Source organism: Bacillus sp. 05T21, assembly GCF_056396785.1.
The window spans coordinates 265622-279657 of record NZ_JBFTMD010000004.1 but is presented as its reverse complement, the minus strand read 5'-3'; the positions used below and the strand labels follow the sequence as shown (position 1 = coordinate 279657).

Here is a 14036-nt window from a genome sequence, read left to right as displayed (position 1 = left end):
ACCTCTTTTTTTCTATATAAAGATATAGGGGGAATGGATATGATTACAAAAGTAATAACAAAAAGAAATTGGGAAATCGCAAAAACAACTAGAGAGATTAATGAAGCCTCGCTTAAAGAAGAGGGGTTCATTCATTGTTCATTATTAGACCAAGCTTTAAAAGTTGCGGAAACACATTTCAGTCATGAAGAAGATGTATTATTACTTACAATTGATCCATCCCTAGTAAAAGCAGAAATAAAATATGAACTTGCTTCTAACGGTCAAGAATACCCGCATGTATATGGAGTAATCAATTTTGAGGCAATTGTAGGTGTTGCTCCATTTCTTAAAGAAAAGGGAGATTTTTTATTACCAGAGGGACAAAATTAAGAGTGTTATAGGTATTTAAGTTAGCTAGAAAAGTGCAAATTATATAGTTTGTGCTTTTTATTGTATATATTTTTTGGAAAATTATTGTTTTTGTCACAATAATACTGTACGATACATAGTATAACACACATACTGTATGACATATAGTAATGGGAATGAGGTGGGTGAATGGATACTTTATTAAATTCATTAATTACTGAGCTAAGGAGAGGGACATTGACATTAGCGGTTTTAAGTCAACTAAGAACGCCACAATATGGATATTCGCTTGTCCAATTATTGGAGCAATCAGGAATCATGATAGATCAAAGTACTTTATATCCACTACTTCGCCGATTAGAAAAGCAGGAGCTAGTGACGAGTAGTTGGGATAAAACGGAGAGTAGACCTCGTAAGTATTATGTTTTAAGTGAATATGGATTAGAGATATTTTTACAATTGAAAAAGGAGTGGATAAAGGATTCGAAAGAACTTTATAACCTATTAAAGGAGGAGGACGAGAATGAGTTTGATTGATATGTATGTCCATGAAGTTGCGAAGAGATTACCTGAAAAAAATCGTGAAGATATTACGCTTGAACTACGGTCGACAATAGAGGATATGTTACCTGATGAGTACAATGAGGAAGATGTAAAGAGTGTCCTTGAAAAATTGGGGAGCCCAGTTTCATTGGCTAATGGGTATTTGGATAGACCGATGCATTTAATTGGACCACGTTATTTTGATGTGTATACGACATTATTAAAAATGATCATACCAATTGCAGCTGTTATCGCACTCATTTCAATGGTTGCAGAAAATTTTATAGGCTATACTGGTGATCAGGCAGTTTTAAATGTTATTTTACAATTGATAGGTAAAGGAATTGGGGAAATTGTCGAAGTAGGCCTCCATGTATTTTTCTGGTTGACACTTGTATTTGCTATTTTAGAAAGAACAGATAAAGACAAAAGCACCCAACCGTTGACGACAAGTTTAAAAAAATGGACACCTGATGATTTGAAAAATATCTCGTATGTGCCAAAGAAAAAGTCAATTTCAAAGTTTGAAGTTTTTGGAGGTTTGATGTGGACGGCAGTGTGGGCTACACTTTACTTTTATGCGAATTATCTTGTTGGCGTATATAATGGTACGGCAAATGGATTGAAGTTTGTCGCGCCAACTTTTAATCAAGATGTTTTACTTCAGTACTGGCCAATCGTTGTAATTATGATTGTTTTCGAAATAGGTATATCTCTTTATAAGTTAGTGCAAGGACAATGGACGAAAAGAGTGGCAATTGGGAATGCAATACTACAGCTAGCTGCAACAATAGTATTCATTGTAATCGTAGTAAATCCTCATTTATTTAACGAAGGATTCATTACGTATGTGGCAAATGTGTTTACAATTTCTCCAGAGGAATTTAAAACGTGGTTAATTGGTGGAGGGATAATTATCTTCATATTATCTGCGGTACTAAATGCAATTGATGGTTTTCGAAAATCTAGAATTCGGTTGTAAAAATAAGTTTGTATTATTATTTTTATTAGGTAGATCAGTTGAAAGAAAGGTACAGAGAAAGATCATTATGAAAGGAAGAAAACAATGATAAGGGAAGCAATGAAAAAAGATGTAACATTTATTTTAGATATTTATAATGATGCAATCCTTAATTCAACAGCTGTATATGCGTACAAACCTGTAACCCTTGAAAATAGAATAGATTGGTATGAACAAAAAAAGGCTGATGGCTATCCAATTTTAGTCTACGAGCTAGATAATAAAGTAGTAGGATTTGCGACATTTGGCCCCTTTAGGGCATGGCCTGCCTATAAATATTCAGTTGAACATTCTGTGTATGTTGATAAGGAATATAGAAAAAATGGAATTGGGTCCTCTTTAATGGAAGAATTAATTACAATTGCAAAAGAAAGAGAATATATGACCTTAATTGCTGGAATTGATGCGGAAAATGAAAAAAGCATTGCAATGCATAAAAACTTCGGATTTGTTTATTCGGGAGCAATAAAAAAGGCTGGTTATAAGTTCAATGGATGGCTAGATTTAGCTTTTTATCAATTGGATCTTAATGGTCCTAAAAATCCTACTGAAGAATAGCTGTATCTATTACTGTAAAAAATAATTTTAAAAGGAAATTGTATATACTTCAAAAGATAGTATGAAGAAATCTCATGCTATCTTTTTCTTATTGTATTCATGATTATCATTTAACAAAAAAGGATTCTTATATTCTATATCGAATTTTGAGAAGATGATAAAACGATATAAGAAGAGGGATGAATATGCAGGCTGTCATTAGAAAAATAAAAGAAATACAAATTGGTCAAGTTGGAATACTTGTTTATTCAACAAAGAATGGAAATATAGTTGCTACCCATAACAATGAGCTATACGTTCCTTTAGCATCAGCAGCAAAAGTGGCAATTGGATTTACAGTAGCAAAGATGGTAAAGGACAAACAAATTAATTGGAATGATACACTTCATCACATTAAGTTTAATCCAAATGAAGATAGTGCGCAGTTATATCCACATTTACAAGAAAGAAATACATTAGCACTTAGTAAAGCAGTAGAAGTAATGATAGCTTGTCACGACAGTTATATTGCTCACTCGGTTGTAATGCACTGCGGAGGATGGGAAACTGTCAGAGAAAATGTTTTAACGTACTTTTCAAAGATTCATATACAGGAAAACCCTAGAGATGAGCAAAATGTCGGAGAGTTAAATCAAGTTCTTTCACTTTTAGTACATATTTTCCAAGGATATAAATCCGCACCAGAATTATGGGAACCCATTATTAATGGAATGGTAAGACAACAAGGAGAGTATGAAGGTATACCTTATTATCATTTAGCTCATATGACAGGTGGTTTATCCACCGCTATAATAAATATTGGTATAATAGGAATGTTTCATAAATTTCCGTTTCTTTATGTAATTTGGGGAAGAGATTTACCTAATCGATTTGATAATAAACAAGTTGATGAAACCGTTATAGAAGCTTTGAGGTACGTGTACAAAGAATACAGTAAAAGTATATTAGGGGTGAGTGATTGAAACGAAACTTAAAGACTTCAACAATCATTATTTTAATCATTACGATTATTGCTCTTGAAGTTGGAATTGCGCTATACGATCGCACTTTGTCATTAGATACTATTTACTTTGCAGCGATTCTCATTTGTATTGTATTGCTTTTTGGCACACGTGTTTCTGAAGTGAAAGAAAGTACATCGAGACAAAGACGAAGAAAAACAGCTCTTATATTTTGGCCATCTATTTTATTATTAATCGCTAGTTTTGCCGTTATAAGTTATGTGAGAACAGGCTATGTCTCTGTACCAGGCATAATTGGTTTTTCATGCTTTGTTACATATGCTGGATTTATATTCATCAGTATATTAAAGAGAAGAAGTAAAAATTAAATGTAGCTTACTAAGTTGAAAGGAAGAAATATATGAAAAGCATAGAGAATGGTACTCGCACTGAAGGAGAATACATTAAAAATAAAGTAATTCGATATAACATGTCTATTTTAACAGATGAAGTAAAGCAACCGATGGAACAAGTAAGCTTCGTAGTGAAAGATGAAGATGGAAAAATCTTTGGCGGGGTAACAGGAACGATGTATTTTTATCATCTTCATATCGATTTTTTATGGGTTGATGAATCTGTTCGTCATGATGGTTATGGTAGTCAATTGTTACATAAAATAGAAGGAATTGCGATGGAAAAAGGATGTAGACTCATTTTACTAGATTCATTTAGTTTCCAAGCACCAGATTTTTATAAAAAGCACGGATACCGAGAATATGGTGTTGTTGAAGATCATCCTAAAGGGCATAGTCAACACTTTTTAGAAAAGAGATTATAATAATATTATGTATACTGGTTGAGGGGAGAAAAAATGTACACGTATAAATTACAATATGAACAACCAATCTGTGTAGAAAAAATAAAGAAACTTTACGATTCTGTAGGTTGGTGGCCAGAAAGAAAAGAAGTCGATATTCAAAAAATGTTAAAGAATAGTATAGCAATTGGAGTATGGGAAGAAAACGAATTAATTGGATTTGCTAGAGTTGTTACTGACGGTGTTTTTCGGGCGTATATTGAAGATGTTGTCGTACATGAGAGTGTAAGAAACAAGGGAATTGGTGAGAAGATGCTTACAATGTTACTTCAAGAGGTATCCCATATTGATATTGTTAGTCTATTTTGCGGAGAGAAACTAATAAAGTTCTATGGTGAACAGCAATTTAAAGCGACGAAGCAAATTGTGATGCATCGTAATCAAATAGTGAAAGAATAAGAGGTGCCAATTAGAATGAATGCAACAAGAGCATATTGTTTATCGAAAAGAAAAGCGACAGAAGATTCTCCAGATGGCTGGAGTGCAACATGTATGAGGTTAAATAATAAAATATTTGCGATAGTGAATCATGAAGAAGGTGAAAAAGCTGCGATTACATTAAAATGTGATCCAGAACTTTCTTTACGAATAAGAGAAGATTACCCAGAAACAATAATTCCTGGATATCATATGAATAAAAAGCATTGGAATACAGTGTACATACATAAGGATGTAGGACAAGAACAAATTAATAAAATGATAGATTGGTCGTATGATTTAGTATTACAATCATTTTCAAAGAAAAAGCAGCAAGAGTTATTGGATTAAATACAAAGTGAATTCGACTATAAATAGCTAGTAAAATGATTATATTTTACTAGCTATTTGCAGTTTTACATTATATATTAGGGGATTTTGAAATGAATACGAAACGAAATAGATTACTATATGCGGTGTTTACTATAGTTGTTATTATGTTAGGTCTTAGTTCAAGAAAGTTTGCTTTTGCGTTACCAGATTTATTAAATGATTACTTAGGTGATGCTTTATGGGCATTAATGATTTTCGTTGGATTCGGATTTTTGTTTCCTAAAATAGAAACGAAGAAATTAGCTTTTATTAGTTTAATATTTTGCTATGGGATTGAAATTAGTCAATTGTACCATGCGGAATGGATAGATAGCATTCGAGCAACGACTTTAGGTGGACTCGTATTAGGTTACGGATTTTTATGGAGTGATTTAGTGGCTTACACAATTGGTGTTGGAGTAGGAATGCTTGGTGAGTTTATGCTAGGGAAGAAATAAGTGACTTTAAAAAGGGGGATTTGTACATGAAGGATATATTAGAAATTGCAAAGTTTTGGTTTCAAGATAAAGGTGTCACAGCTACTGAAATTCAACCAAACGTAACGAAGATTCATTGTAATAATAAAGCGTATATTTTAAAGGGAAAGGGATCGATAAAACAGTTTCTAGTTGAACTAAATGTATTAGAACAGCTTGATGAAAAAGGAGTTAAAGTACAAAAATTAGTAAAAACGAGAAATGATGAAAGGTACGTATTGTATAAAGAGAAGAATTATTGTTTGTACGAATATGTTGCCGGAAGTGTACTAGAAATCAAAGATACAGAAAAGCTAAAAGTGCTAGGAAGCACAATTGGAGAGGAATTGGCTAATTTACATCACGAACTAAATTCAGTGAATAGTGCTAACGAGTTAATAAAAAGAGAGTTATATAAAGTGGTATACGAATGGGCTTTACCGAATTTAGTAAAGAATGAGCATGTTCATCAGGATGTAATTCAAAAAATGGATCAAATACATACAACTTTTAAGGAAACGATTCACTCATTACCGAAACAAATTATTCATCGCGATATGCACTTATCAAATGTAATCTTTAGAGAAAGTGATTTTCAAGGGTTTATCGATTTTGAGCTTCTAGAAGAAAACGTTAGAGTATTCGATTTATGCTATTGCTGTACAAGTATTTTAAGTGAGATATTTAGTGATGAAACATTAAGAGGGAAATGGTTACAAATTGTAAGTGAAATTTTTAAAGGATATTATAAGCAAAACATTTTAACGAGAGCAGAACTACAATCAATTTGGTATGTAATGCTTTCAATTCAAATTATATTTATTACTTATTTTGTTCAGTTAAAAGATTTACTAAAGTTAAATGAAGAGATGTTTTTATGGATTTTTGCTAATAAGGAAGATATTGAAGAATCTATAGAAAGAAGCGTACTCATATGAAAAAAATTATATTAATTGGTTCTGGTGGTTCAGGAAAATCCACATTAGCAAGGCAGTTAGGTAATAAGCTAAATATTAAGGTGCATCATCTTGATGCACTATTTTGGAAACCAAATTGGGAGGGTGTACCGAAAGAGGAGCAAAGAACGGTTCAAAATGAATTAGTTAAAGGGGAAAAGTGGATTATTGATGGGAATTATGGCGGGACAATGGACATAAGAATTAACGCAGCTGATACAATTATCTTCCTTGATATTCATAGAACAATATGTGTTTATCGTGCTTTTAAAAGAATTGTGCAATATCGTAATAAAACAAGACCGGATATGGGTGCTGGATGTGAAGAAAGGTTTGACTTGCAATTTTTTAAATGGATATGGGAATATCCTAAAACTAAACGCCCTTCGATTTTAAAGAGGCTAAATCAATTGAGTAAGGATACAGATGTTATTATTTTAAAATCTTCAAATGAAGTAAGACTATTTTTAGAGAAGCATGATACCATAAATAGTTAGATTATAAAAAGAAGTAACATGGGGGGATAGGTTTGAATAGATTCATTGGCCCGGTTGATTCTAATATGGTGAAAATTCCAGCAGGAAAAGTAGAATTAAGAGATGATCGAATAAAAAAAGAATGGCAAGTTCAAATAAAACCATATCTTCTTGCAAAGTATGTTGTAACAGCGGAATTATATTACGCGATTACGAATCGTGCACTAAATGGTAATGAAAATGGTAATAAACCTGTTGTAAATATTTCATGGAATGATGCAATCGCTTTTTGTAATTTACTTTCTAAAAAGTTGGGAGAAACAGAGTATTATTCTATTAGTGATGACGGCCAAAAGGTTAGTTGTAATGTAGAATCCAGTGGCTATCGATTACCTTCTGAGGCAGAGTGGCAATATGCATGTAAAGCAGGGACTACTGGGTATACATATGGAGAACTTGATAAGATAGCTTGGTATAATAAAAACTCGGATGGGAAAATTCATGAGGTCGGTAAAAAAGAACCGAATGCATGGGGAGTATATGATATGTTAGGGAACGTTTGGGAATGGTGTTATGATTTGTATGATGAAACAGTGTACGGGTCATACCGCATTTTTCGTGGTGGTAGTTGGGCTGAAGCAGCTAGAGGTTGCGGTGCCACTTGTCGCCGTCGTAGCCATCCTACATTTCATATAGATGATCTTGGGTTTAGGCTCGCTAGGTCAATTTAGCAGGAAAATGATACATATAACTCCGTAAAGAGTATGGAAAGTATCCATATTCTTTACAACATAGAAATTTTAAAATTTAAGGAGTGTTTTGAATGGCACGTGTTTTATTCATTAACGCTGGATCAGAAGGACATATAAATCCAACATTACATGTTGTAGAAGAACTGATTTCTCGCGGTGAAGAGGTAGTTTATTTTTCAATAGAGGCGTTCAGGGAGCGTATTGAGAAGACAGGTGCTACTGTACGAACGATTGATGATCAAAAATTTATACAAGCATTTCTTTCCGGTGGTCGGAATTATTTACAGGAAAGAATAAATGGTCTTTTACATACAGCAGATGTTATTATACCAAGTGTTCTAGAACAAATTGAAGGAGAACATTTTGATTATATTATTCATGATTCGATGTTTGGCTGTGGTCGCTTAATTGCCCAAATTCTTAATCTTCCAGCCATAAATTCATGCACATCTTTTGCACAAGATGAAAAATCATTTAAACAAATGTTAGACCATCTTTCTAAAAATATCCCACTGGAAGTTCAGGATAGAATACATAATGATTTTGAAAACTTAACTAATGGAATTACAGAAAAATATGGTGTTAATATAAACTCACCGTATGAAGTTTTCTGTAATCCAGCTTCACTTACTATTGTGTATACAATTAAGGAGTTCCAACCTTTTGGGGATACATTTAATGAAACATTCAAATTTGTGGGTCCATCTATCTCTACACAAGTGAAAAATGAAGGTTTTGATTACACTTCAATTGAAGAAAAAAGCCTGATTTACATTTCATTAGGTACTGTTTTTAATGAAGCGCTTGATTTTTATAAACTTTGTATGAAGGCGTTCGAGAATAGTAAGCATACAATTGTTATGTCTATTGGCAACAAAACGGAAATAAGTGATTTAGGTAATATCCCTAAAAACTTCATTGTGAAAAACTATGTACCACAAACTGAACTTCTCAAATATACGAAACTATTTATTACACACGGCGGTATGAACAGTACGCATGAAGGGATATATAACGGTGTTCCACTCGTTGTAATTCCGCAAAGTGCAGATCAGCCAGTAATCGCAAAGCAAGTGGAGAGTCTCGGGGCAGGAGTTAAATTGCAAATGCAAGGATTAATTGCGGATCAACTAAGTGAAAGTGTAGAAATAGTATTAAATAATCCGTCATGTAAAGAAGCTGTTTTGAATTTGAAGGAGTCTCTCCGAAAATCAGGTGGGTATAAGCAAGCAGTTGATGAAATTTTTAAATTTACAGGCTGTTATTAAAACTATACATGTGAAAGGGTGTCTATATTAAATGATATAGACACTTTTATGTTATATGAAGCGAGGAATTGATGAAATGGAAAGAATGAAAATACTAGATGTAAATTTTGCTGACATGACAGCTACACCATTTTTTCAAGTGGAGGCGAAAAATAGAATTAGATTCGATATAGAATTATTTGAGGGTAATTTGAGAGGATTAAGAGGGATTTTGACTGAACTTTTTAAAAGTCCTGATACAATTGATGTTTCATTTATTTCCGGTTACATAACATATGGTAAAAGTAAGAGAATAAATGAGAAAACAAAAATTGGAAGGTTCATGAAGATTAAGAATTGGGCAGAAACGAAAGTAGACGTTGATGATCTTGAAAGTACAATCATATTTACTACGATTAAAGGTGTACATGAAGATGAAGTATATAAGTATTGCAAGTATGTCGTTAATGGTGGTCAGCAAGCGTATATTTCTTTTTATAACGATACTTATTTATTGTATATAAGTACAGACGTTATTGACATTGTTTCACCAGATACAAGTTTAATAGAAAAGTTAAAACTTCAATACAGTGAAGAATATGATAAGTTTTATGAAACTATATTGACGGATTGGGAAATGTTTACAAGTGATAAGTGATTTCAAAGTATTGATAGAAAGATATATGGAAAATGGAGATGGCACGTTGTTTTAAAATAATGTGATCTCACATTGCCATGCGTTTTAAGTTAACGATGAAGGGTTTCAAGACGACTTGGTGCAATTCATCCATATATATACCTAAAATTTTTCATTACAAGTACTACAATTTCTATTGCTCACTTTTACTTTATAAATTTAGGATGTAGTTTTACGTGTTAGTAGTAATTTCACTGTTTCTGCACAACTTCTGCACACATTTAGGTGATTTCTATGTCATGATATATTCCATAAGTGAAATATTTCACAAGAAATGAAATGTTTCTTTACGACGGTGTATGCATATTTACGCATACACGAAATAAGATTGACTCTTGTTATTCTTTTACATCAAAGCCCACATTACACTACGAAGTATAACAAGAAGGGGACAGGAACATGAATAACCGATTTTTAAAACAACTACAAAACTTGAAAATGAACAAAAAAAGTATAGGAGCTGTTGCATTAACAGCTGGAATTATCAGCACGACACTTATTCCTCAAAATGCATACGCGCACGGCTTTGTTGAAAAGCCTGGTAGCCGTTCCGCTTTATGTAGTCCAACTTATGGTGCTCTAAATGTAAACTGTGGAAGTGTTATGTATGAACCACAAAGTTTAGAAGCTCCAAAAGGATTCCCACAAGGTGGCCCAGTTGATGGGCAAATCGCTTCTGCAGGTGGAAAATTTGGCGGTATTTTAGATCAACAAACAGCAAATCGTTGGTTTAAAAATACAATCACTGGTGGGGAAAATACATTTACTTGGAAGTATACAGCACCTCACTTAACAAGCAAATGGCACTACTATATTACAAAAAAAGGATGGAATCCAAATAAAGCACTAACAAGAGCAGACTTTGAGCCAATTGGCACTGTACAACATGATGGTTCTGCAGCTTCAAATAATTTAACTCATAAAATCAATGTACCTACTGACCGTAGTGGATATCATGTGATTTTAGCTGTATGGGATGTAGCTGATACAGCAAATGCGTTCTATAATGTAATTGATGTGAATCTCATCAATAATGTGAAACCAGACACAGAAGCGCCAAGTATTCCAAATGGAATTCAGGCGCAAAAAGTAACAGCAAATAGTATAGAACTAACATGGAACGTTTCTACGGATAATGTAGGAGTAAAAGGGTACCAAATCTTCCGTAACGGAGAGATGATTGACACAGTACCAGGCACTTATTTTATTGATAAGAAATTACAACCAAGCACAGAATACACTTATACTGTAAAAGCAATTGACGCAGCTGGCAATGTATCGAAAGAAAGTACAGCGCTTACAGTGAAAACAACAGTTGAAGCTCCTGATACAGAAGCACCAACACAACCAAAAGGATTACATAGCATGGGAACAACAGCGTCAAGTGTGGATCTAATGTGGAGCCCATCTGATGATAACGTTGGAGTAGACTATTACGATATTTATAGAGAAATAGAAGGAACAATGAAAAAAATTGCAACATCCAATACGACTTCTTATATGGATAAAAATTTACTCGCTAATACTACTTATAAATATGCAGTGAAAGCAGTGGATGTAGTTGGAAATGAATCCGTACAAAGTGATACGTTCACAATTACTACAAAAACTGAAAGCGCTTCATATGAAGCGTGGGATGCAAAGAAAGCATATAAAAAGGGGGATAGAGTTTTACACGAGGGAAAAGTGTATGAAGCAGTCCAGAATTATGAAGGACATGGGGATCCAAACTGGATTTTTGCTTTATCCTTATGGAAAACAGTGTAAGCTTTACCTCAAAATGAAATGAAAGATGATGGGCTTTGATGCAAAAAAAGGAAGTTTGAGAGTTAACTTTTCTGCTTATAAAAAAGACGACGTATTCAGCGTCGTCTTTTTGTATTAATCTAGAATATTCATCAAAGAGACTTTCAAACGAATAAGCTACAGAAAGGTTACTATACGAATACATAATGTAGAACCATATAGTAACCTTTCTATTATGATAACACTTTCGTCATAAGGATATGTGGAATTCCATCTTCCATAAATACGTCGGAAGAAGTTTGATAGCCTAATTTTTCATAAAACCCTTCAGCTTGTGTTTGACCGTGTAGTTTAACTTTGTTTGCTTCTTTGTTACGAGCAATCTCTTCTAACTTTTGAATCATTACTTTGCCTAATCCGTATTTGCGATAGTCTTTTAAAATACAAATTCTTTCTAGTTTACCCATTCCTTCAACGAATCGTATACGGCCAGTTCCTACAGGAAGTTCATTATAATAAACTAATATATGTTTGCATGCCTCGCCAATTTGGTCATATGTATCGAATTCATCTTCAAGAGGTACACCTTGTTCTTTTACAAAGACTTCTTTTCGAATGTAAAAGGCAGTTTCTAAATCTGTAAGTTCTGTTATGAGTTTGGATTGCAAATTGTTCAGCCCTTTCTAGTGTGATATGAATGTGTTTTCATAGTATATCATACTGTAATGCTATAAAAGAAAAAACTGACTTGCAAAAGTCAGCCTTTAAAATGCTTAATATTCTTTTATACCGTTTTTTGTTCCGATGATCGCTTTGCTCGTTATATTGATAAATAATCCTGTTTCAACTACACCGGTAATCATCTTTAACTCTGTATGTGTATCATTTGGATTCAATATTTTGTTTTGAAAAATACAATCAATAATTAAATTGCCGTTATCAGTTATAAATGGTCCGCCATCTTTCATACGTAAACGCGTTTCGCATCCTAAAGATTGAATTCTTTTTTCAGTTTGCTTCCAAGAGAAGGGGATGATTTCAATAGGAAGTGGAAAGGTACCTAAATGTGAAACGAGTTTGGATTCATCTGCAATAATAATAAGTTCTTTAGAGGAGGTGGCAACAATCTTTTCGCGAAGTAATGCACCACCACCACCTTTTATTAATTGTAAATCATTATTGATTTCATCTGCTCCATCAATTGTGAGATCAAGTATATCAATTTCATTTAAAGAGATTAGCGGAATAGATAATTGTTTTGCTAATACTTCAGTTTCTTTTGATGTCGGTGCAGCTTGAATAGATAACCCTTCTTGTACACGGTGACCTAATTTTTGTATCGTCCAATATACGGTTGAACCCGTACCAAGTCCAATCGTCATACCATCTCTTACAAAGCCAGCAGCATATTCGCCTGCAAGCTGTTTTAAATTCATCATTTTACTCCGCCGGGCGTGATCCAGCATCTAAACCGGAATTTTCAACTGTAAGTATAGGGCGAACGGTAATATCTTTATGTACACGCATTTGGCACGATAATCGTAAGTGGTCTTCAATTCCTTTTTCCGTAATAGCTTGTTTTTCATCATTTGTCGCCTCACAAAAATCACCTGCAATGACTTCAACTCTACAAGTTGTACATCTTGCTTTGCCACCGCAACGATGAAGAATGTGTACACCGTTATCTTCAAGTGCTAAGACTAATTTCGTTCCTTCTTTAATATCGAAAGTTCCGGTACCTTCAACTGTTAATTTTGGCAAATTGATTCCTCCTCATGTAAAATGCTATATAACATATTTATGACCCGTATTCATGAACATAAACATAAAATTAATTATAAGCCCCGTAACTTTTTTATTTGTTCAATCGTTTATTAAGTAAGCGCTGAAAAGGAGTGGTTATTTTGTGCACAAAAGTAACTCAGGTTTTAAAGGATCATATCGATATGAATCATTCAAATATAAATTTTTTAATTACACATTATGCAGAGGTAAAAAGATACTGTACGTTTTTGACGAAAAACAAATGGGATGGGGAAGACCTTGCCCAAGAAGCAATTTGCAAAGTTCTTCAAAAGTATAGTGAGAAGGAAATTTGTATAACGCTTCTGTATAAAATTGCTCGAAATCAATGGTTAGATCAAATGAAATCAAAATCCGTTCAAGAAAAGTTAGAACAGCAAAATACATTTGAAGAACCACATGGGAAAATTGCAGATTTGCATGAAATGGTAGGGAAAGTATTGTCTTCGTTAAATGTGCAACAATCCGTAATTTTATTATTGAAGGATGTTTTTCAATATAGTATCGCGGATATTGCAAAGATATGCTCTGTATCAGAAGGGGCAGTGAAAGCATCTTTATTTAGGAGTAGAAATAGGCTGAAAACTGTAAATGAAGAAGGCATTGAAATAGTGGAGTACACGGATGATGTTGAAATCGTTGTAACTTCTATTCGAGAAGAAAGACCTGAATTGTTGACGAAACTTCTCCCAACAATAGATTTCACTAAGTTACCATCAATACAACCAGTGTTATTCTTCAGTATGAAACAATCTTCTTCTTACAGTTGTATGCTTAATGCGGCATAAAACAGATGGAGGGAT

General features: G+C 33.5%; 20 protein-coding genes. 17 read left to right on the top strand and 3 right to left on the bottom strand.

What is annotated here, in order from left to right; genetic code table 11:
* Positions 1 to 39 precede the first annotated feature (39 nt).
* From AC1DKZ_RS11910 to AC1DKZ_RS11835, 16 genes are all read left to right on the top strand, one after another.
* The gene (locus AC1DKZ_RS11910) at positions 40 to 372 is read left to right on the top strand and encodes a DUF952 domain-containing protein (protein WP_476996302.1); all 333 of its coding nucleotides are present in this window, start codon (positions 40 to 42) and stop codon (positions 370 to 372) included.
* 168 nt (positions 373 to 540) lie between these two features.
* The gene (locus AC1DKZ_RS11905) at positions 541 to 888 is read left to right on the top strand and encodes a PadR family transcriptional regulator (RefSeq protein ID WP_002085093.1); all 348 of its coding nucleotides are present in this window, start codon (positions 541 to 543) and stop codon (positions 886 to 888) included.
* Complete coding sequence (locus tag AC1DKZ_RS11900) at positions 875 to 1876, top strand: HAAS signaling domain-containing protein (protein WP_002142072.1); 1002 nt, start codon at positions 875 to 877, stop codon at positions 1874 to 1876. The genes AC1DKZ_RS11905 and AC1DKZ_RS11900 overlap by 14 nt, the downstream gene beginning before the upstream one ends.
* A gap of 84 nt (positions 1877 to 1960) precedes the next feature.
* A complete protein-coding gene (locus tag AC1DKZ_RS11895; protein ID WP_476996301.1) occupies positions 1961 to 2473 on the top strand; it encodes an N-acetyltransferase family protein in 513 nt (170 codons plus the stop codon).
* Between the two features lie 185 nt (positions 2474 to 2658).
* The gene (locus AC1DKZ_RS11890) at positions 2659 to 3435 is read left to right on the top strand and encodes a serine hydrolase (RefSeq protein WP_476996300.1); all 777 of its coding nucleotides are present in this window, start codon (positions 2659 to 2661) and stop codon (positions 3433 to 3435) included.
* Entirely contained in the window at positions 3432 to 3803 is a 372-nt protein-coding gene (locus AC1DKZ_RS11885; RefSeq protein ID WP_476996299.1) for a hypothetical protein, read from the top strand. Before AC1DKZ_RS11890 ends, AC1DKZ_RS11885 begins: the two co-directional genes overlap by 4 nt.
* Before the next feature lie 32 nt (positions 3804 to 3835).
* Positions 3836 to 4252, top strand: coding sequence for a GNAT family N-acetyltransferase (locus tag AC1DKZ_RS11880; RefSeq protein WP_476996298.1), 417 nt, complete (start codon positions 3836 to 3838; stop codon positions 4250 to 4252).
* A 33-nt stretch (positions 4253 to 4285) separates the two neighbouring features.
* The gene (locus AC1DKZ_RS11875) at positions 4286 to 4690 is read left to right on the top strand and encodes a GNAT family N-acetyltransferase (RefSeq protein WP_476996297.1); all 405 of its coding nucleotides are present in this window, start codon (positions 4286 to 4288) and stop codon (positions 4688 to 4690) included.
* A gap of 15 nt (positions 4691 to 4705) precedes the next feature.
* The gene (locus tag AC1DKZ_RS11870; RefSeq protein ID WP_000994618.1) at positions 4706 to 5059 is read left to right on the top strand and encodes an MmcQ/YjbR family DNA-binding protein; all 354 of its coding nucleotides are present in this window, start codon (positions 4706 to 4708) and stop codon (positions 5057 to 5059) included.
* 92 nt (positions 5060 to 5151) lie between these two features.
* Positions 5152 to 5538 carry a ribosomal maturation YjgA family protein gene (locus AC1DKZ_RS11865; RefSeq protein ID WP_476996296.1) on the top strand — a complete coding sequence of 129 codons (387 nt, stop codon included), beginning with the start codon at positions 5152 to 5154 and terminating at the stop codon, positions 5536 to 5538.
* A 26-nt stretch (positions 5539 to 5564) separates the two neighbouring features.
* Positions 5565 to 6494, top strand: coding sequence for a phosphotransferase enzyme family protein (locus AC1DKZ_RS11860; RefSeq protein WP_476996295.1), 930 nt, complete (start codon positions 5565 to 5567; stop codon positions 6492 to 6494).
* Complete coding sequence (locus AC1DKZ_RS11855; RefSeq protein WP_353825067.1) at positions 6491 to 7009, top strand: DNA topology modulation protein; 519 nt, start codon at positions 6491 to 6493, stop codon at positions 7007 to 7009. The genes AC1DKZ_RS11860 and AC1DKZ_RS11855 overlap by 4 nt, the downstream gene beginning before the upstream one ends.
* Before the next feature lie 32 nt (positions 7010 to 7041).
* Positions 7042 to 7719 carry a formylglycine-generating enzyme family protein gene (locus tag AC1DKZ_RS11850; RefSeq protein ID WP_476996294.1) on the top strand — a complete coding sequence of 226 codons (678 nt, stop codon included), beginning with the start codon at positions 7042 to 7044 and terminating at the stop codon, positions 7717 to 7719.
* Between the two features lie 92 nt (positions 7720 to 7811).
* Positions 7812 to 9008 (top strand): macrolide family glycosyltransferase, encoded by a 1197-nt coding sequence (locus AC1DKZ_RS11845; RefSeq protein ID WP_476996293.1) that lies wholly within the window; start codon positions 7812 to 7814, stop codon positions 9006 to 9008.
* 76 nt (positions 9009 to 9084) lie between these two features.
* A complete protein-coding gene (locus AC1DKZ_RS11840) occupies positions 9085 to 9645 on the top strand; it encodes a phosphatase (RefSeq protein WP_476996292.1) in 561 nt (186 codons plus the stop codon).
* A gap of 438 nt (positions 9646 to 10083) precedes the next feature.
* Entirely contained in the window at positions 10084 to 11451 is a 1368-nt protein-coding gene (locus AC1DKZ_RS11835) for a lytic polysaccharide monooxygenase (RefSeq protein WP_340775144.1), read from the top strand.
* Between the two features lie 212 nt (positions 11452 to 11663).
* Here AC1DKZ_RS11835 and AC1DKZ_RS11830 read toward each other — a convergent pair whose 3' ends face one another.
* The 3 genes from AC1DKZ_RS11830 to AC1DKZ_RS11820 form a co-directional block, all read right to left on the bottom strand.
* A complete protein-coding gene (locus AC1DKZ_RS11830) occupies positions 11664 to 12098 on the bottom strand; it encodes a GNAT family N-acetyltransferase (protein WP_476996291.1) in 435 nt (144 codons plus the stop codon).
* A gap of 105 nt (positions 12099 to 12203) precedes the next feature.
* A complete protein-coding gene (gene rpiA / locus AC1DKZ_RS11825) occupies positions 12204 to 12866 on the bottom strand; it encodes a ribose 5-phosphate isomerase A (RefSeq protein WP_476996324.1) in 663 nt (220 codons plus the stop codon).
* Between the two features lie 4 nt (positions 12867 to 12870).
* Positions 12871 to 13191 (bottom strand): 2Fe-2S iron-sulfur cluster-binding protein, encoded by a 321-nt coding sequence (locus AC1DKZ_RS11820; RefSeq protein ID WP_002189833.1) that lies wholly within the window; start codon positions 13189 to 13191, stop codon positions 12871 to 12873.
* A 143-nt stretch (positions 13192 to 13334) separates the two neighbouring features.
* Between AC1DKZ_RS11820 and AC1DKZ_RS11815 the strand changes: the two genes are divergently transcribed.
* Positions 13335 to 14021, top strand: a complete 687-nt coding sequence (locus AC1DKZ_RS11815) for an RNA polymerase subunit sigma-70 (protein ID WP_002127730.1) — start codon at positions 13335 to 13337, stop codon at positions 14019 to 14021.
* Positions 14022 to 14036 lie beyond the last annotated feature (15 nt).

What these genes read in the sequence shown, in the direction of transcription:
- AC1DKZ_RS11860 (WP_476996295.1), top strand. Translation starts at nt 5,565, where the DNA reads ATGAAGGATATATTAGAAATTGCAAAGTTTTGGTTTCAAGATAAAGGT.
- AC1DKZ_RS11870 (WP_000994618.1), top strand. Translation starts at nt 4,706, where the DNA reads ATGAATGCAACAAGAGCATATTGTTTATCGAAAAGAAAAGCGACAGAA.
- AC1DKZ_RS11905 (WP_002085093.1), top strand. Translation starts at nt 541, where the DNA reads ATGGATACTTTATTAAATTCATTAATTACTGAGCTAAGGAGAGGGACA.
- AC1DKZ_RS11895 (WP_476996301.1), top strand. Translation starts at nt 1,961, where the DNA reads ATGATAAGGGAAGCAATGAAAAAAGATGTAACATTTATTTTAGATATT.
- AC1DKZ_RS11845 (WP_476996293.1), top strand. Translation starts at nt 7,812, where the DNA reads ATGGCACGTGTTTTATTCATTAACGCTGGATCAGAAGGACATATAAAT.
- AC1DKZ_RS11855 (WP_353825067.1), top strand. Translation starts at nt 6,491, where the DNA reads ATGAAAAAAATTATATTAATTGGTTCTGGTGGTTCAGGAAAATCCACA.
- AC1DKZ_RS11900 (WP_002142072.1), top strand. Translation starts at nt 875, where the DNA reads ATGAGTTTGATTGATATGTATGTCCATGAAGTTGCGAAGAGATTACCT.
- AC1DKZ_RS11875 (WP_476996297.1), top strand. Translation starts at nt 4,286, where the DNA reads ATGTACACGTATAAATTACAATATGAACAACCAATCTGTGTAGAAAAA.
- AC1DKZ_RS11910 (WP_476996302.1), top strand. Translation starts at nt 40, where the DNA reads ATGATTACAAAAGTAATAACAAAAAGAAATTGGGAAATCGCAAAAACA.
- AC1DKZ_RS11840 (WP_476996292.1), top strand. Translation starts at nt 9,085, where the DNA reads ATGGAAAGAATGAAAATACTAGATGTAAATTTTGCTGACATGACAGCT.
- AC1DKZ_RS11865 (WP_476996296.1), top strand. Translation starts at nt 5,152, where the DNA reads ATGAATACGAAACGAAATAGATTACTATATGCGGTGTTTACTATAGTT.
- AC1DKZ_RS11880 (WP_476996298.1), top strand. Translation starts at nt 3,836, where the DNA reads ATGAAAAGCATAGAGAATGGTACTCGCACTGAAGGAGAATACATTAAA.
- rpiA (WP_476996324.1), bottom strand. Translation starts at nt 12,866, where the DNA reads ATGAATTTAAAACAGCTTGCAGGCGAATATGCTGCTGGCTTTGTAAGA.
- AC1DKZ_RS11890 (WP_476996300.1), top strand. Translation starts at nt 2,659, where the DNA reads ATGCAGGCTGTCATTAGAAAAATAAAAGAAATACAAATTGGTCAAGTT.
- AC1DKZ_RS11835 (WP_340775144.1), top strand. Translation starts at nt 10,084, where the DNA reads ATGAATAACCGATTTTTAAAACAACTACAAAACTTGAAAATGAACAAA.